The organism is Rossellomorea vietnamensis (assembly GCF_008180615.1).
Lineage (GTDB): Bacteria > Bacillota > Bacilli > Bacillales > Bacillaceae_B > Rossellomorea > Rossellomorea vietnamensis_D.
The window spans coordinates 43,738-63,039 of sequence record NZ_VTEH01000018.1; the positions used below are offsets into that span (position 1 = coordinate 43,738).

At 44.4% G+C, this 19,302-nt stretch carries 13 protein-coding genes; 8 read left to right on the top strand and 5 right to left on the bottom strand.

Going from position 1 to position 19,302, the window contains the following annotated elements:
* The first annotated feature begins 937 nt into the window (after positions 1 to 937).
* The 6 genes from FZC79_RS18670 (at position 938) to FZC79_RS18695 (ending at position 8,316) form a co-directional block, all read left to right on the top strand.
* The gene (locus tag FZC79_RS18670) at positions 938 to 2,026 is read left to right on the top strand and encodes an ABC transporter ATP-binding protein (RefSeq protein WP_148948267.1); all 1,089 of its coding nucleotides are present in this window, start codon (positions 938 to 940) and stop codon (positions 2,024 to 2,026) included.
* Positions 2,027 to 2,039: 13 nt separating this feature from the next.
* Positions 2,040 to 2,930: a carbohydrate ABC transporter permease gene (locus tag FZC79_RS18675; protein WP_148948268.1), complete on the top strand. Its 891-nt coding sequence runs from the start codon at positions 2,040 to 2,042 to the stop codon at positions 2,928 to 2,930.
* 18 nt (positions 2,931 to 2,948) lie between these two features.
* Complete coding sequence (locus tag FZC79_RS18680; RefSeq protein ID WP_148948269.1) at positions 2,949 to 3,773, top strand: carbohydrate ABC transporter permease; 825 nt, start codon at positions 2,949 to 2,951, stop codon at positions 3,771 to 3,773.
* Positions 3,774 to 3,881: 108 nt separating this feature from the next.
* Complete coding sequence (locus FZC79_RS18685; RefSeq protein ID WP_148948270.1) at positions 3,882 to 5,234, top strand: ABC transporter substrate-binding protein; 1,353 nt, start codon at positions 3,882 to 3,884, stop codon at positions 5,232 to 5,234.
* A gap of 179 nt (positions 5,235 to 5,413) precedes the next feature.
* Positions 5,414 to 6,811, top strand: coding sequence for an MBL fold metallo-hydrolase (locus tag FZC79_RS18690; RefSeq protein WP_148948271.1), 1,398 nt, complete (start codon positions 5,414 to 5,416; stop codon positions 6,809 to 6,811).
* Between the two features lie 135 nt (positions 6,812 to 6,946).
* Positions 6,947 to 8,316, top strand: a protein-coding gene (locus FZC79_RS18695; protein WP_148948272.1) for an IS3 family transposase whose coding sequence is annotated in 2 segments (ribosomal slippage) — positions 6,947 to 7,358 and positions 7,358 to 8,316 — 1,371 coding nt in all. Because the reading frame shifts where the segments join, the coding sequence is not laid out codon by codon here.
* Positions 8,317 to 8,951: 635 nt separating this feature from the next.
* Here the strand turns inward: FZC79_RS18695 and FZC79_RS18700 are convergent.
* The 5 genes from FZC79_RS18700 to FZC79_RS18720 form a co-directional block, all read right to left on the bottom strand.
* The gene (locus FZC79_RS18700; RefSeq protein ID WP_148948273.1) at positions 8,952 to 9,860 is read right to left on the bottom strand and encodes a nuclease-related domain-containing protein; all 909 of its coding nucleotides are present in this window, start codon (positions 9,858 to 9,860) and stop codon (positions 8,952 to 8,954) included.
* A 155-nt stretch (positions 9,861 to 10,015) separates the two neighbouring features.
* Positions 10,016 to 10,876: an HAD family hydrolase gene (locus tag FZC79_RS18705; RefSeq protein ID WP_252183390.1), complete on the bottom strand. Its 861-nt coding sequence runs from the start codon at positions 10,874 to 10,876 to the stop codon at positions 10,016 to 10,018.
* A gap of 1,255 nt (positions 10,877 to 12,131) precedes the next feature.
* On the bottom strand, positions 12,132 to 13,328 hold the full coding sequence (locus FZC79_RS18710) for a M20 family metallopeptidase (RefSeq protein WP_148948274.1): 1,197 nt from the start codon (positions 13,326 to 13,328) through the stop codon (positions 12,132 to 12,134).
* Between the two features lie 231 nt (positions 13,329 to 13,559).
* Entirely contained in the window at positions 13,560 to 14,768 is a 1,209-nt protein-coding gene (locus FZC79_RS18715; protein ID WP_148948275.1) for a metal-dependent hydrolase family protein, read from the bottom strand.
* Between the two features lie 85 nt (positions 14,769 to 14,853).
* The gene (locus FZC79_RS18720; RefSeq protein WP_148948276.1) at positions 14,854 to 16,059 is read right to left on the bottom strand and encodes a hypothetical protein; all 1,206 of its coding nucleotides are present in this window, start codon (positions 16,057 to 16,059) and stop codon (positions 14,854 to 14,856) included.
* A 1,355-nt stretch (positions 16,060 to 17,414) separates the two neighbouring features.
* Between FZC79_RS18720 and FZC79_RS18725 the strand changes: the two genes are divergently transcribed.
* On the top strand, positions 17,415 to 18,731 hold the full coding sequence (locus FZC79_RS18725) for an HRDC domain-containing protein (RefSeq protein WP_148948277.1): 1,317 nt from the start codon (positions 17,415 to 17,417) through the stop codon (positions 18,729 to 18,731).
* 160 nt (positions 18,732 to 18,891) lie between these two features.
* Positions 18,892 to 19,239: a hypothetical protein gene (locus FZC79_RS18730; RefSeq protein ID WP_148948278.1), complete on the top strand. Its 348-nt coding sequence runs from the start codon at positions 18,892 to 18,894 to the stop codon at positions 19,237 to 19,239.
* Positions 19,240 to 19,302 lie beyond the last annotated feature (63 nt).

Genomic DNA, 19,302 nt, shown 5'->3' on the forward strand with positions numbered 1-19,302 from the left:
TCTCGCCTAAAAACCTCAACTCATGTATCCACCCGACGCTAACGCTTATAGGTACACATCTCAGACCAAATCCACCAACTCACGTACCCACCCGACGCTCCTGGATACACATCTCCCCTCAAATCTATCAACTCATGTATACACCTCACGCTTCTGGATACACATCTCCTCCCAAATCTACCAACTCATGTATCCACCCCACGCTCCTTGATACATATCTCCACCAAAATCTATCAACTCATGTATCCACCCCACGCTCCTGGATACATATCTCCAACCAAAAACCTCAACTCATGTATCCACGCGACGCTTCTGGATACATATCTCGCCTCAAATCTATCAACTCATGTATCCACCTCACGGGTCTGGATACACATCTCCCCTCAAATCTATCAACTCATGTATCCACCTCACGCTTCTAGATACACATCTCCTCCCAAATCTACCAACTCATGTATCCACCCGACGTTCCTGGATACATATCTCCACCAAAACCTATCAACTCATGTATCCACCCCACGCTCCTTGGCACACGTCTCAAACAAAAAACAACAACTCATGTATCCACACCACGCTCCTGGATACACATCTCCACCCAAATCAACCAACTCGTGTCCCCACCCCACGCTCCTGGATACACATCTCCCCTCAAATCTACCAACTCATGTACCCACCCCGCGCTCCCGGATACACATCTCCACCCAATCTATCAACTCATGTATCTACCCGCGCTCCTGAGAGGGGGATGCCACCGCACCATACGCACCCTCCCTCTCCCACTTTTAAAAAGAAACTCTCACATTTCCAAAGGAGCCACTTCCCAAACTCAATTTTCAAACAATTAACATATTTTTTACAATATTCTCATTCCTCTTTATCAAACCCCGAGTAAAATGAAATCTGTTGCTTTATAGAACACAGCTTAGGGGGTTTCACCTTGAAAATAGACTTAAAGAATATCTCAATGAAGTTCGATGATGTAACTGCAGTAGATAACTTAAATGTAACTATAAATGAAGGAGAGCTCGTGTCTCTTCTTGGTCCCAGCGGTTGCGGCAAGAGTACGACTTTGTTCATGCTTGCCGGTCTTTATAAGCCGACCTCCGGCGAGATGCTTTTTGGGGACAAGCTTGTCAATAAGGTGGAGCCGGAAAACAGGGAAATCGGGATGGTATTCCAAAACTACGCGCTTTATCCTCACATGACCGTTTTGAAGAATATTATGTTTCCTTTAAAAATGGCGAAAGTCCCGAAGAAAGAAGCGGAAGACAGGGCGAAAAAGATGGCAGAACTTGTTCATATCGACCATCTGATCGACCGCAAGCCTGGACAGCTTTCCGGCGGACAGCAGCAGCGGGTTGCCATCGCGAGGGCACTCGTCAAACAACCAAAACTGCTTCTGCTTGATGAACCATTATCCAACCTGGACGCCAGGCTTCGCCTTGAAATGCGTGAAGAAATCAGGCGTATACAGCAGGAAGTCGGCATCACGACGATCTTTGTCACTCATGACCAGGAAGAGGCAATGAGCATCTCTGACAAAGTACTTCTCATGAAAGACGGGAGATATCAGCAGTTCAGTCCTCCTCAGGAGATGTACGACCATCCGGTGAATATCTTCGTCGGTCAATTTATGGGCAGCCCGCCGATTAATATGATTCCTGTAACAGCAGATAAAGAGACTGGGAGAATCGTACTGAAGGGAACAAAAGAAACGCTGAGCCTGCCTTCTGGAGTCCAGCCTGCTGCCATTAATGGCAGTGATTTGGTTCTCGGTGTCAGACCTGAGGACTTCCATATTGCAGAGGGACATCAAGAAGGCATTACGGTAAAAGTGGACCTCGTAGAAAGAATCGGAAGGGATACCCTTTTGAGCGCCACAGTCGGGGACAAGCAGATCCGGGCCCTGGTACAGCCTGATTTTCAAGGACAGAAAGATGATAACGTCAAACTCGGCATCCGTAATCATCAATTTCATATATTCGATTCAGAAACAGAAAAAAATTTAATAGAATCCAAACGATAGAGGAGGGGTCACGGTGGATCCAAAACCAACTTTGCTCGCTACCCTGAAAGCCCTTCTGTATCTGCTCCCTGCACTCTTAATTCTAGGGGTTTTCAATATTTATCCGATCATCAAGTCTTTCTTGATGAGCTTTTACACCGATTATGATTATTTTAAGGACATCGTCAATGAGTACGGATTAGATAATTTCACCTATATTTTTTCGGATCCCGAATTCTGGCAGTCGATGAAGAACACCATTATTTTCGTGCTCGGTGTTGTGCCTTTATCGATTATCATATCGCTTGGAATCGCTATTCTATTAAACTCCAATATTAAGTTCAAAGGGCTTTTCCGCACCATTTACTTCATACCCTTTGTCACTTCGGTTGTGGCGGTTTCGATTGTCTGGAGATGGATTTTTCATACGAACTATGGGATCTTGAATTTCTTTCTTGGGTGGTTCGGCATTTCACCCATAGAATGGCTGACTGATCCCACATGGGCAATGCCGGCTCTGATTATCCTGAGTATCTGGAAAGGGCTCGGATACAATATCGTCATTTTCCTGGCAGGCCTGCAAACCATTAACCAGCAGTACTATTTGGCAGCAAGGATTGATGGAGCCTCACCGTGGAACAGATTTCTAGCGATTACGGTGCCTTTGCTTTCACCTACCACCTTTTTTATTTCAATCGTATCCATCATCAACTCTTTCAAAGTGTTCGATGAAGTCTTTGCTTTATTTGACGGCAAACCGGGTCCTGCCTACAGCGCCCAGACCGTTGTATACTACATTTTTGAAAAATTTTATAACGAGTGGGAATTCGGAATTGCATCCGCTGCCGCTTATGTCCTGTTCCTCGTGATTTTCATCTTCACGCTTGTCCAGCTCTACATCGGAAAGCGTAAGGTCACCTACTAGAGAAAGGAGGAGTACTCATTGCAAAGAGATGCCTTATCTAAAACATTCATTTATTTCACGCTCATTTTGGGGAGCCTGCTGATGCTGCTTCCATTCATCTGGATGATCAGCACTTCTTTGAAATCTTCGGGTGAAGTCATGACGATGCCGCCAGTTTGGATTCCAGGCGAATTCAAATGGGAAAATTACGCTGCTGCCTGGGCAATGGCTCCTTTCGCCCAATATACCGTGAACAGCATAATCGTCACCGTCCTTACCACGATCGGTGAACTGATTACGACGATTCTCGCTGCCTATGCATTTTCACGAATCAACTTTTACGGCAGGGACATTGTGTTTGCTGTACTGCTCGGGACCATGATGGTGCCCGGCGAGGTCTTATTGATTCCGAACTTTGTAACCCTTTCGAACCTTGGCTGGATCGATCAATATGAAGCCCTTATCGTCCCTTGGCTTGCCAGCATTTTTGCCATCTTCCTGCTGCGGCAATTCTTCCTGGGCATTCCGCAAGAACTGTCCTATGCCGCCAAAATCGATGGCTGCAGTAATTTCCGCTTCCTGTGGATGATCATGGTGCCTCTAGCCAAACCGGCACTGATTACGATTGCCTTGCTGAAAGCCATCGGAAGCTGGAACGCATTCCTCTGGCCGCTGATAGTCACTCAATCAAAGGAAATGAGGACACTGCCTGTAGGACTGACCTCATTCAGCACAGAAGCCGGCACTGTCTATGAGCTGCTCATGGCCGCTTCCACGATGATCATCCTGCCGATGATTGTGCTTTACCTGATCCTACAAAAATATATCATCGAAGGTGTCGCCAGATCTGGAATTAAAGGATAACGAAGGATATTGCATTTAAGGAGGTGGTCCAACTCATAAGCTGTTTTGCAAGACTGACTCTTGGCACTAATGATTTTCAAAATAATATAATTTTCAGGAGGGTTTTACATGAAGAAGTTTTTACTATTGATGCTGACCTTAGTATTCGCAGCCGTGATAGCTGCCTGCGGAAACAACAGTGAAGATGCTTCCACTGAAGCAGATACAAAAGATGTTAAGGATGCCACAGCCGGCGAAACTACGGAAGGAATCACAACTGAAATTACTTCACCTGTAGAAATTGATTTCTGGCACGCGATGAGCGGTGACCATGAAGCTGCTTTAACGGAAATCACTGACAATTTCAATGAATCTCAAGAAAACATCACGGTAAATTTAGTGAACCAAGGAAGCTATGATGACCTTTCTCAAAAAATCATGGCTGCTGCAAAAGCAAAGAACCTTCCTGCAATGTCTCAAGCTTATGAAGACTGGATCACAGAGTATCTTGAAAACGACCTTGTTGCAGACTTGACTCCATATGTAAGCGACGCAAAGTACGGCATGGATGATGAAGAATTGAATGATATCGTTGAAATTTTCCGCGAATCTAATACTTGGGATGGAAAATACTACGGCATGCCTTTCAACAAAAGTACACGTATCATGTTCTACAACACTGACTACTTTGAAGAAGCTGGCTTAGAAGCTCCAACAACTTGGGAAGAACTTCGCGCTGCTGCTGAAAAATTGACAATGGACAAAGATGGCAAGAAAGTTGTCGGCCTAGGTTTGGAAAACTCTGTAACCCTTGAATTCAATCAATGGGTAGAGCAAGCTGGCGGAGACTTCATTGACGAAGAAAGCGGCGAATTCAAAATGAATTCTCCAGAAGGTAAAGAAGCACTTGATTTTGTAAATGGCATGATCCAAGATGGCGTTGCCCGTACAGCTGGTGAAGATGGTTACATGTCAGGTCCTTTCACAAATGGTGATGTGGCAATCTACATCGGTTCTTCTGCAGGTATCCCTTATGTTGCTGGTCCCGCTGAAGAAAATGGTTTGAACTGGTCTGCTGCGGTTCTTCCTGCAGGGAAAGAAGCTGCGACTCCATTCGCCGGCACAAACGTTTCTGTTTTTAACTCTGCTGCTGATGAAGAAAAATTAGCCGCTTGGGAATTCACTAAATTCCTAATCAACACTGAAAACACTGCATTCTGGGCTTCTAAAACTGGTTACCTTCCTGTCCGCTACTCTGCGCTTGAGAGCGATGAGTGGGTACAATATAAAGAAGAAAACCCTGTATACGGTATAGGCGAACAGCAATTCGACGCTGGATTCTACGATCCTCGTATTGTTGGTGCTTACGCTTTGAAAAATGCAGTTGCCAAAGAACTTGATAAAGTCCTTCTTGGCGAAATGACTGTAGAAGAAGGCTTGGAGGCTGCTGAAAAAGCTGCAAACGCCGAGCTTGGAAACTAATTAATATCGAAGGAGCCCCGTCAAACGGGCTCTTTCTTCTTTGCGCTTTTTGTATTCTTTGTTTCTATCGAAATCTCTTTTTAGGGCTGCACCCATAAAAGCCTAAGTATCCAGGGCGATCCGAGATCAACCAGCTGAAAGAAATAGACATCTTCTAAAGAGAAAAGGAGAGATTGACAATGAGTAAGACAACTATGACATTTTACGGCGGACTCCGCACCATTGGCGGCACCGTCATCGCTTTGCAGTATGAAGACTCAAGGGTTATTTTTGATTTTGGACTAACCTACAACCCAGCAGCCAATATTTTCGACGGCATGGTAAAGCTGCGAAACTCCGCAATGATCAGGGACTACCTTAAACTTGGCTTAATTCCAGAAGTAAACGGCCTGTACAGCAGAGAAGATCTTCCTGCCAACAGTCCCCTCCTTCCTGCCGAGGAGTACTCAGGTGAAACAGCCGTCCTTATCTCGCATCTACACTTGGACCATATGGGCGCCATGGGCTTTATCAATCCTTCAGTGCCCGTATTCATGACAACCGACTCCCAACGTTTATATCAAGCACTGGAAACAACTGGAGAAGGCGTCGCCGGGAATCGCTCATATAGCACCTGTGATTATGGCAAGCCCTTCTTCATAGGCAAAATCAAGGTTACTCCACTGAGGCTTGATCATGATATTATCGGCGCCTGTGCTTTTCATATCGAAACACCGGACGGAAGCATCATTTACACCGGAGATCTCCGGATGCACGGAAAGAATCCTCAATACGTAGATTCTTTTATCCAGGAAGCCAAAAAACTGGGGTTTACTGCTGTTATCATGGAAGGGACAAGCCTAAGAAACGAAGAGGAGCTTCCAGAGAACCTTCTTTCTCCCGACCGCAGCCTGCCAGCCGACTTGCTGACGGAAACCGACATTCACAGCAAAATTTCCGAAAGTTCAAAAGACACAAGCGGAATTGCCCTATTCAATATTTACCACCGCAACATTGACCGCATCAACGGGATACTCAAAGCCGGCAGGAGCGCCGGACGGAAGGTGATCCTTGAAGCGGCTACTGCAGAAATTGCCAAAAGACTTGGCGAGGATCAGGAATTCTTCATTTATGAATCTGAGGACATCAGGACAGCCAAAGAATCTGGTAACCTGCCTGATTGGCTCAGGGCTTTATTGAGTGACTATCCATCTCTTTCCTATAAGGATATCAATGAAAATCCTGGAGGTTACCTTCTTCAATGTTCATACGACCGATCCCTGGAGCTGTTCGACCTGAATACAGAAAGAGGAGTATACCTCCACTCTAACGGTGTTCCTCTCGGAAACTTTGATCCTGCTTACGAAAACTTATCTCGAATCTTATCAGCTATCGATTTAGAACGAGTGGAAATCGGCACCAGCGGACATGCCACTCCTCAGCACTTAAAGTATATTGTGGATGAACTCGACCCGGCCATTCTAATACCGCTTCACAGCTTTCACCCGGAAAGGCTGCAGCCCAAAAATGGACGGCAACTGCTGCCGAGCTATGGAAAAACCTATATTCTTTCTGATGGGGATGTTTCGGAAGGATAGTGGTGCACGGGTGCAACGAGGATTCCTTGTCGTACACCATGCTAAGATTACAGAAAAGAGACATGCCTTTATTAAAATGTACCCTATAGAGTAGACACTTAAAAAAAGTCTACCTATAGGGTATTTTTTTGTATAATGACAAATAGACAACTAGTAGAAATCGGGGAAAACATCATGAGTAAAAAAACATTTACAGAGAAAGAAATCAAACAATTATCCATCAACCCTTTTGTTAAAGCTGTAAGCGCTAAGGGAATTACCTACACAGATGAATTTAAACGCCTATTTATCGCTGAGAAGGAGAAAGGCAAATTCTCTAGACAGATCTTCGAAGAGGTTGGGTTTGATGCAGATATAATTGGTATGGCACGTATTCATGCCGCAAGTAAGAGATGGAGTGCTGCTTATAAAAAGAATGGAGTTTTGGGGCTCAGTGACACAAGGAAAGGCAATTCCGGGAGACCTAGAGAACGGGAGTTATCCCTTGAGGATAAGAATGCTCGACTGGAAGCCCAAATCAACCTGCTTAAGGCGGAAAATGAACTTCTAAAAAAGATTCGATTCGCGGAAAGGGGGCTAAAGAAGTAGTCCTCTCTCCAAGTCAAAAGTTCATTCTCATTCGTTCTGTAATAGAGAAATATAAGCTCAAAAATATGGTGAGATACCTTTGTGGGGTCGCAGGAGTTTCCAGAAGTGCCTATTATAAATACTACTCTCCCGAGTCTCAAGAGCGTAGAAAACAACGGGAAGCAAGGGATGAAGAACTGAAAGAAATCATCTTAGAAGCATTCCGTCATAAGAATCGCAAGAAAGGGGCGCGTCAAATCAAAATGACTTTGGCGGGTCAATTTAAGATTGTCTTTAACTTGAAAAGAATTCGCAGAATTATGAAGAAGTATAACATCGTTTGTCCCTTCCGGAGGGCGAATCCATATAAGCGTCTAATGAAAGCTACCCAGGAACATTCAGTGGTCCCTAACCTATTGGAGCGCCAATTTAACCAGGGTATACCCGGGAAAGTACTATTAACAGACATCACCTACTTGAACTATGGAAAAAGTTCCAGAGCTTATCTATCTATGATTTTGGATGGCTCCAGCGGTGAAGCTCTTGCTTTCCATGTGTCTGACAGAATGACTATGGAATTAGCCACAGATACCCTCAATAAACTAAAGAAAAACAGAAGGTTTAAAAAACATAAAGACTCACTCATTCATTCGGATCAAGGAGTTCACTATACACATCCCCAATTTCAAAAAATGGTTAAAAAACTCGGAATCCGTCAATCAATGTCCCGAAGGGGAAACTGTTGGGATAATGCACCTATTGAATCATTCTTTGGACACCTGAAAGATGAAACCTATATTAAATCCTGCCTCACATTAGAGGATGTACAAAAGGAAATTAAGCAATACATAAATTACTATAATCACCATAGATATCAATGGAACAGAAAAAAGATGACCCCTGTTCAATACAGAGATCATCTTTTGGAAGTAGCTTAGGCTTTTTTTAAATGTCCTTTACAAAGGGTACACTTTATATTTATGGTATGTCTCTTTTTCTTGGGTAATTTCCTGGCGAAGGTGGATAGAATCTTTTGTTTTAAGAAGCCAACCCACGTTCCTGGATACATATCTCCACCCAAATATACCAACTCATGTATCCACCCGGCGCTTCTGGATACATATCTCCTCTCAAATCTACCAACTCATGTATCCACCCGGCGCTTCTGGATACATATCTCCTCTCAAATCTACCAACTCATGTATCCACCTCACGCTTCTGGATACATATCTCCCCTCAAATCTATCAACTCATGTACCCACCCGACGCTCCTGGATACATATCTCCTCCCAAATCTATCAACTCTTGTATCCACACCGCGCTTCTGGGTACACATCTCTGACCAAAAATCACAACTCATGTATCCACACCGCGCTTCTGGATACATATCTCTACCAAAAAACCACAACTCATGTATCCACCCAAGGCTCCTGGATACACATCTCTACCAAAAAACCACAACTTATGTACCCACCAGCCGCTCCTGGATACCCGCCAGGATCAGAACCTCAACTCACGGATTGAACCCTTCACCTATCAGATACCACCGTTATCAACGAGCATCGCCTCCAAACTACCTAAAAAAATAAGAACTCACCCCATGCCCCTGCTGCTGGCAGTTACCCTGTAAAACCTTTCGAATTGTTCTTTTGTCTTTAAAAACTCCACACCAATCAAACAGTCTATTAGTTGTTAATTTTTCGGAAGGAAACAGCAATTGAAACTCCTCCATACTTCTCAAAACAGCTTGCTCCGTACTTTCTTGCAGCTGACATGATTCACAATAAAAGGAAGTGTATATTGGCGGGCTGTAAAACTTGAGGCATCCGGGACAGGCAATTCCTTTTTGAAGGGTGTGATAGTCGTAGTTCGGGAGGTTGGAATAAGTCGATTCATTGATATGGAGCGAAAGGAGAGATTGGGCTAACTTCATGTCAGACGGGGTGATTTTTACAGGTTCAGTATTCAGCATTTCTATAAAGCGGTTCAGCTGGGCGGGATATACAATGGGAAGGCCTGACGGGATGTCGTATAGGTGGAATTCGGGATTGATGAAAATGAGGTGGGATTCTACTGTATGGCGGAAGCCTTTTTCTCGGAGTAATTGAGTCAGCAGCGCATCTGTGCGTTGAACTTGCAGCAGTGGATTTTTCACTATGTTATTGTTGGGGGAAAACCACTTGTTATCTTTCACAATATAGTCGCCTTCATAGTTTTTGACTTCAAAAGTGTGAAGTTTATTGGAGGCGATGGCCATGGAGTCAATTTGATACTCGTTATTATTTTGCTTCAGTGTTACATCATTTAAGAATACCATTTTTTCTCTGAGAGGTTCGGTCAGCTTATCAAACGCAAGCTCTCCTTGGAATCCTTTTTCCTTGTAATCAAGGTAATTCTTCTCTTCATTGTTAAAATGCAGCCTTGGTTTCAACCCTCTCAACATCATTAATTCTTGAGATGGTTCTCGATCTTTGATTAACAAATACATCACTCCTTTATAGGTTAATCCAATTTTACCCATATTTCTTGTGGGAGTCCACTCATTCCCCCTATAATTTCGCGTTCTTTCCTATTATAATAGCAAAAAGAGTGGATTCCCGCTCCAGACACCAGTATGTCAGCAGAAAGCCACTTTTCTTATTTCACCATCGTTTTTCTAAGAACTAACTCAGCCAGAATCGGAACAACCCCTTCAATATTGCTGACGATAAAATCTGCATCACCCTGATCCCCAATCTCATGGGGATCAATCAGGATCGTAAAACAGCCAAGCTCTTTTGCCGGCTGAATTTCATTAATCAGATTATCGCCGACACTAAGCATCTCATTGTATTCCACACCTGTTTTCTCCTTGATCATCGCGAATCTTTCCTTTGTTTTTAAAGGCTTATTGCCATTAAAAACCTTTACGTGGAACGAATCTTTCAGCCCCAGCTTCTCTAAAATGATTTCACTGTCTTCTTCCGGACTGTTGGTAAGGAGAACGAGTTGCACATCCTCTTTTACACCCTCCAGAGTTTCATTAAAAGCCTGAATGGTGTTCAACTGAAAATCCGGGGTGGTCATAAAGGTCCGGGTTTCCATAAATGCCTCTGCAGCGTCACTGCTTGTGAGGCCATAATGCCGGCCGATTGAATTTGGAACCCACCAAAGATCACCAACATTAGTCATGGTATCCATGTCAAACGTCAGTTTTTCGCTATATAAATCCCTTACTCCCATATCATCCAGCTTTTCGCCGTCCCAGGTGAAAGCCTCTGACACCATGCCATTCTTATGTATCAAAATCAAATCCCGGGAAACATCGTAGACCCGGCCGATCCGGAGAGGATGCGTCCCCTTTATGATTTTCTGATAATCGTCTTCAAAATTTCCTTGATGCTCTGCCGCGGTCCTTGCTTTAAGACGCTCGGCATAGTAGTCAAAATGGTGAGTATCCTCATACAGCGTGCCGTCCAAGTCAAATACAACGGCCTTGATTGTTCTCTCTTCTTTCAACTCTTGTCACCTTCTCTCACATAGCCTTCTTATCCAGCGTACCAGTGAAAGATTAAGAGGAAGTTAATTTGAGGATAAGCTTTGGTGAAAGTGCCTACCCCGGAAATTCTGCCTTTGATATAAAAAAACATAGAATACGAATCTTCAAGTGATCTGATTCCGAATACAAATTAGACCAGTAAATTCCAGCACATGCATCCACTAGGCTCTTCTGGATACATATCTCTGCTGAAAAACCACAACTCATGTACCCACCAGGATCCCCTGGATACATATCTCTGCTCAAAAACCACCACTCATGTACCCACCAGGCTCTCTTGGGTACATATCTCTTTTTTAAACCGGCCACTCATGTATCCACCGGGCTCTCCTGGATACATATCTCTGCTCAAAAATTACAACTCATGTACCCAACGAGCTCCCCTGGATACATATCTCTGCTCAAAATCACAACTCATGTACCCAACGAGCTCTCCTGGATACATATCTCTGCTCAAAAACCGCAACTCATGTACCCACCGGGCTCTCCTGGATACATATCTCTGCTCCAAAACCGCAACTCATGTATCCACCAGGCTCTCTTGGGTACATATCTCTGCTCCAAAACCGCCACTCATGTACCCACCGGCCTCTCTTGGATACATATCTCTGCTCAAAACCCGCCACTCATGTACCCACCGGGCTCTCTTGGGTACATATCTCTGCTCAAAACCCTCCACTCATGTACCCACCGGCCTCTCCTGGATACATATCTCTGCTCAAAACCCGCCACTCATGTACCCACCGGGCTCTCTTGGGTACATATCTCTGCTTTAAACCCGCCACTCATGTATCCACCGGGCTCCCCTGGATACATATCTCTGACGCAAACCTGCAACTCATGTATCCACCGAGCTCTCCTGGATACATATCTCTGCTCAAAAACCGTAACTCATGTATCCACCGGGCTCTCTTGGATACATATCTCTGCTCAAAACCCTCAACTCATGTACCCACCAGGATTCCCTGGATACATATCTCTGCTCCAAAACCGCCACTCATGTACCCACCGGGCTCTCTTAAACGAACTAAAAATTCCCAGACGAGAAATTTCCGTCGACAAAATTCTTTAGGAACCCAGGCACACGTACCTCGTCCCAGCGACAAACCATATAACATAACTCCATTTAAAAAAGCATCAGCGGGATTAGCTGACACTTTAAAAAGTTAGAAATTGGCGGGACAAGGGACCTGTCCCTCTGTCCCGCCACCATACTTATTGTTCCACCAGAACCGGGGATTCCTTTTTCGCATATTCAACCACGGCTTTGCCCAGTGTTTTGGCAGCTACGAGCATCGATTGTTCACTGATTTTAAACTTAGGGTGATGGTGAGGATATGTTTCTTTCCAGTCCGGGTCGCCAGCTCCAGTGAAGAAGAACGTTCCTTTTACATGCTGCAAATAATAGGAAAAATCTTCTCCACCCATTTGCGGAGCGGCTTCATATACATTCTTCACGCCGGGAACAGATGCAGCAGTTTCTGCTAAGAACTCCGTTTCTTCTTGATGATTAACACAGGCAGGGTACCCTTTGACAAATTGGTATTTATACTCGGCATCGGCAGAAAGGCATGCCCCTTTTACGACCCGTTCGATTTCTGTTTCTACTGAACTTCGGACATCTTCTTTAAACGTCCTTACTGTTCCTGTTAACTCCACTGAATCGGCAATAACGTTGAATGCATTTTTTGCAACAAAATTGCCGATGGAAACAACCGCGGATTCAAGCGGATCAACGCGGCGTGCGACGATTTGCTGCAGGTTCGTTACCACCTGGGATGCAATCACAACAGAGTCCTTGGTAAGGTGAGGCTGAGCACCATGTCCGCCTTTACCTTGGATGGTGATATGGAAACGGTCAGCTGCAGCCATTACCGGTCCAGAGCGGAAACCAATTTCTCCAACATGTGCATTGGCCCATAGGTGAGTTCCAAAAATCACATCTACACCTTCAAGACAACCGTCTTCGATCATGGCAATCGCACCGCCCGGCTGATATTCTTCTGCGTGCTGATGGATGAATACGATTGTACCTTGAAGCTCTTCCTTCATTTTGTTCAGCGCTTTTGCCAAGATCAGCAGTTCCGCCGTATGCCCGTCATGTCCACACGCGTGCATTACACCATCCACTTTGGACTTATGGGGAAGATCGGTTTCTTCCTGGATGGGCAGGGCGTCAAAATCGGCACGCAAAGCGATAGTCGGTCCCGGCTTTCCGCCTTTAAGCTTCGCAACAACCCCGCGGCCGCCTACTTCGGTCCGAACCTCATGCCCAAGCTGAGTATGATAGTCCGCGATAAATTTTGGCGTTTCCACTTCCTCAAAAGAAAGTTCAGGATTCATATGCAGGTGGCGGAAAACTTCCACCATTTCATCGTACAAGTGATCGAGCTGCTGATATAGTTTTTCCATTAATATAACACCATCCTATTATTTATTGGCGGGACAGAGGGACAGGTTCCATGTCCCGTTAGATTACTAGAGTTTTTTAAAAACCTCTTTTGAAAAGGCTGTATTCGCATATATTGTTGCTTTCAGAAAAATCCCAAGAGCCGGATTTCCCCCCGGATACTAAGAGTTTACTCTCTGATTGAGGGAGAGCAGCTCTTTTCTTGTCGTTATTACTTTTTATCGGAATAAGTGTTAAGTAGCAGCAGCGTTTACGAAAAGAGCCTTTGAAAAATAGCATTCGCCCTCTTTGAACACTTTTACGACCTTGCGCAAATCGGAAATGTTTTCTAACGGGTTGCCTTGGACCAGAATCAGATCAGCAGATTTACCGGCTTCTACTGTTCCTGTCTTGTGGTCGATATTCATCGCTTCTGAAGCTGTTTTCGTTGCGGAACGCAGTACGTCAACATGCTTCATTCCATTCATGACCATGAGCTCCAGCTCTGTCACAAAGTCACCGTGTCTGTTAAACGGTGTTCCGGCGTCTGTACCCGCAGCGATTTTCACTCCTTTTTTATAAGCTTGGTAGAAGCTCTTCTGGTGGTCCCCCATTACCCGTTCTGCTTTTTGCACCGCATGCTCAGGGATCCCGGCCTCGAGCCCATACTCCACGATATTATATGGCGCCGCAAGTGTCGGGACAAGGAATGTTCCCCTTTCAAGCATCATATCGATTGCTTCATCATCCAGGTAAATTCCATGTTCTACCGTTGTGATGCCGGCACGGATCGCATTTTTGATTCCCTCCACTCCCTGTGCGTGCGCTGCTGTTGTTTTCCCTGCGTTCGATGCTTCTGTACAGGCGCATCGCAGTTCATCTTCGCCAAGCTGAGGGGAGTTTGGATCAACACCGGGTGTCATTACGCCTCCGGTTGCCATCAACTTCAGAAGGTCTGCCCCTTTTTTCAACTGGGTACGAGCCGCTTTCCGAACCTCGTCGACTCCATCTGCTTCAATCGCCATCGTATGCCCATGGCCGCCTGTCATGACGATGGGTTCCCCTGAAGCAACGATTCTCGGTCCCTTGACGACCCCTTTCTCGATCGCATTACGAAGCGCAATGTCCACATTGTCTTTGGAGCCGACGTTACGGACCGTCACGACCCCGCTCTCGATTTGCTTTTGAGCATTGCGATAAGCCTTATAAGCATCGTCCGCTTCTGTATTTCCGAGGCTGTCAACAAAAGGATCTGCATTTCCGTCCATTGTGAGGTGAACGTGGCAGTCGATCAAACCGGGCACACAGGTTAAGCCTTCTCCATCGATGATCTGATCTGCATCCGCATTCTGCGCCAGATCACCGATTGATAGAATTGTTTTATTATTAAAGAGAATAGTCGTTTTTGTTAAGGTGGAGCTTTTCCCATCGAATAGCTGAATGTTGGTTATTTTTGTTTTCATAGTTACCTCCAGTAGTTTAAGAGTTTTCGGGACAGAGGGACAGGTTCATTGTCCCTGGGACACGGGACCTGTCCCCTTGTCCCGGTTATGATAGTGTCCCCATAAGCACGCTTGCAATAACAATGGATGCGATGGTAACAGTCGTAAATCCACCTACCAGCATTGGAGATAAGATTTCATTAAAGATATGCTCCTGCTCTTCTTTCGTTTCTCCCACACTTCGGCTGACCTCTTCACACACAAGGTAATCTCCAGGGAATCCGTACATGGCTGTCAAGGCAACCGGGATTCCTTTGTCTGCATCCCATTTGACCAGCTTCGCTCCAAGGAAACCTCCAAGGATGATCCCTGCGGAACCAATTACTAGAATCATGGCCACAGCCGGCAGGTTTTGTAAAAACAAGCCGAACGTTACTTGATTCATAGAAGGAATGATAACGAAGATGACACCGACCATCCCTACCCCGAAGGAATTGGCCCGCTCCATCATTTTATCGCGGTAGAAGCCGCTCAACGTTCCAACTAAACCAATGACAAGCGCCCAGATACTGTAGTGAATTCCTGTAAGGTTTCCGGCAACGACCGCAATCGAGCCGCCCAAAAATAATTGAAATAATAGAATAGAAGAAGTTGCATAACGATCAGGAATCCAGCTCTTCTTCACAGGCTCTTCTTCAGCTTCTTCTGCTTTGTCAAATGGTTCTTGTTGAAGAGCAGCTTCACTTGCTGCAGCAACATATAGCTGACTTCCCATCTGCTCCTTTACTTTAACTGCATAACGACGCAGGAAGTAAGTCGTCAACGGTAGTCCAATCAAGCTTTGAAGAGAAAGGACAAGAACCGGGATCGTTATAAGAGCTGTTAAGCCTAATGCCTGTAATTTTTCAGAAGTTACAACAAAGGCGATGATTCCGCCGGTAAGAGGCCCGGTTCCTGCCGCCGCTGTGTTATAGCCGAAGATCGGAGAAACCGTCAGCAGGATGGTCCCGGCAGCAATAACGATTCCGAGCAGGGCAATAACGACCGATTTATACTGCTGTCTGATGATCTTCATAGGAATAAGTGTCCCCATATGTACAATTAATGGTGCGATCAACACTGCTCCAACCGTGGAAAAAGTGGAGTTTGCAACAAGTTCTTTCGGAATGACACCGACCCACATTAAGACAAGATACCCTAACAACACAACTAACAGCATCGGCACCCTTGCCCTGGTCTTAATGGAGATGACTTCCCCAACCGCAATCAAAGCAAGAATGAACATCGTGGCTACAACTGGTTCATTTAACAATTAAATCCCTTCCTCTCCATAAATTATTGGGGCCGTCATTCCCTCTGGACTTAGACTAGTTCTGTTCTTTCTGCACGGCCGCAATGTCTGTGTATCTTTTGCAGCCGGCATATACCTGTTTTACTAGCAGAACAGCAATATCTTCCGCTGGATTTCCGTCAATGACGATTAAGTCTGCTAGCTTCCCAGTTTTTCATCAGCTCAAGTTCTAATACATTCCCGCGTTGGTAAACAGCATCACAGTCCCCCATTCCTATCAATTAACAAACCACCTCTTTAAATAATCTGTTTCGCCACCCCCTATTTCTGAATTATTTAAATTGTTTGTAAGTTTATCTTATTTCGATAGAGGGGGTCAATGGTTTTTTTAAAAAAATAAAAATATGACGTAGAAACAGGTCCATTATCCCCGTTGGGACACGGTGGGAGGTTCCTTGGAGGGACACGGGGACAGGTTCCTTGTCCCGCCCCGGACAGAGGGCCTTCTCCCGGTAAAAAAGCATGGTCTACACTGGCTGATGCTTTTTTCTTTCATTCAGTCTCTGTTCCTGGGACAAGGGGCCTGTCCCTACCCTTACAAATCTTTGCTGCACTTTCCTACGACGCTCCTGGATACATATCTCCTCCCAAAAACCCTAACTCATGTATCCACACCACGCTCCTGGATACATATCTCCTCCCAAATCTATCAACTCATGTATCCACACGACTCTCCTGGATACACATCTCCTCCCAAAAAACCTAACTCATGTATCCACACCACGTTCCTGGATACATATCTCCTCCCAAATCTACCAACTCATGTATCCACACCTCGMTCCTGGATACACATCTCCTCCCAAATCTATCAACTCATGTATCCACACGACGCTCCTGGATACATATCTCCTCCCAAAAAACACAACTCATGTATCCACACCTCGATCCTGGATACACATCTCCTCCCAAATCTATCAACTCATGTATCCACACGACGCTCCTGGATACACGTCTCCGCTTAAAAAACACTGGTACCCGGGGACAGGTTCATTGTCCCACCACCGGGTAAAAGGAACTTCTCCCTGTAAAAATCAGGATCCACATTGGCTGATGCTTTTTTCTTACACTCAGCCAATGGGACACGGGACCTGTCCCTCTGTCCCCTTAAAATTTTGAAGAATTATAAGTGAGAGCCCTCTACTATTATTTTCATAGAGAAACAGCAGGGACATGGGAAGAAATCTCTGTCCCGGTTTCAGGCAATAAAACTAATTTCCGCACCCAAAACTTTCCACTATTTGCTATAATAAAACTATAACTGACAAAAAGTTACATAGCATTCCGGCAAAATCAAAACTTCGAAAGCGGGGTAAAGAATGTCTTTTCTTAAAAATGTCCTCAATGTCCTAACGGATAAAAGAGAACTAAAAGAACCCAAAATTTATAAACCGTTTAATGAGAATTCCTCTATAATTACGGCACTAACCCGACTGTCAGAAGGAAAGGATCCCTCCGTCGACCTAAAAAAAGCACAAAACCACTTGAAATTATTCACTATAGGTCAAACAGGAGAGATGAATGTATTATTTGAATTGCAGCATTCTATGCTCCCGTTGGTGATTCTGCACGATGTCTATATCGAGTATAAGGATTATTCCGCTCAATTAGATTTTGTGGTTCTGACCCATAAATTCATCATGATCATTGAAGTGAAGAAGTTGTTTGGCAATATACAAGTTACGGATAAAGGCGAATTTCAACGAATTATTACGAAGAACAACAGAGTGGTCAACAAAGAAGGAATGTACAGCCCGATTAATCAAGTAGAACGCCACGTAAGCATCATTGAAAAGCTGCTTAAAGAAGAAGGAGCAATAGAAAACTGCCCTGTTAAATATGCTGTTACTTTTGCCAATCCAAAAACGATATTACAAGTCTCCAAGAATGCCCCGGCAAATATCCAATCCAATGTTCTGCGCTATGACCAAATCAAGCACTTTATAAAAAATGAATTAGAGAAGAAGTCACCCGTATTCATGTCCGACCAGCAGCTATATGGAATAGCCGATACGATCCTAAAATTCAGCAAAGAAAAAGTGTTTAACCAGGAGGATTACTTGATAGAAAAACCTCAGATATCACCGCAGGTTGAATCTGCCACTTCTCCTTCTGAAAGGATGAACAACCCAAAAGAAGATACCTTAAAAGCAGCTCTGACAGAATTCCGCTTAACACGTTCCAGGGAATCCAATGTGAAACCCTATCATATTTTCACTAACAAAATTCTTGACAGCATGCTTGAGAAAAAACCACTCACGACCGAACAGCTTTTAGAAATTGAAGGCATTGGCCCTAAAAGAGTCGAGGAATTCGGTAAGGAAATAGTATCGATCATCCAGTGCCACAGCACCGGAAATTTTTCAGCAAAAGAACCACCCACCAGCGTAAAAGCAGCTGTTCAACCAAAAAAACAAAGCCCTGAACAAGTCAGATCAGCTCTAACCCAACTCAGAACAACCCGTTCAAAGGAATTGAATGTTAAACCATACTATGTCTTCACAAATAACACCTTAGAAATGATTCTTGAAAAGAAGCCGGTCACCATGGATGAACTTTTGAAAATAGACGGAATCGGACCAAAAAAAGCAGAAGAATTCGGTCAGGACATTATTAATATACTTCAGAGGAAATAGGTGCCGTGGTTGGACAAGTAAAACATCCCTGCCGAAAATCTAAACGATTTCAAACCTGTTCTATCGTTTAGTAAGAGGTATTAATTTTTGAAGCATTAGGATTCTAAACTGAAAAATGGTGTTATTTGTAATAGATAAATTTCAAAAGGGGTTGAGGATATTGGGTGCAAAAAATAGAGTGATTGCCGGTGACTATGAAGGAAGTATGATTAGTTCAACATTTGGAGTTATCACCCTTTCTATAGGATGGACAAAATCTATTGAATTGGACAAAAAGAGTATTGAAGATTATGAATTAATCAATGAAAAAAGTAGAAAGAGTGCCACAAGTGCTGTGGGAAGAGCTTTTGTTGGCGGAGTGGTATTGGGACCTGTAGGATGGCTGGCTGGTTTATCTGCAAAATCTAAAGGAACACACGTTGTAGCAATTCAATTTAAGGATGATAAAAAGAGCCTTATCGAAATTAACGATAAAATTTATCATGCACTAGTAAAGAAACTGTTTTAATAAGGCTCTTTTCGCATATATTGCTGCTTTCGAAAAAATCCTAAAAGCCGGACTTTCACTTGC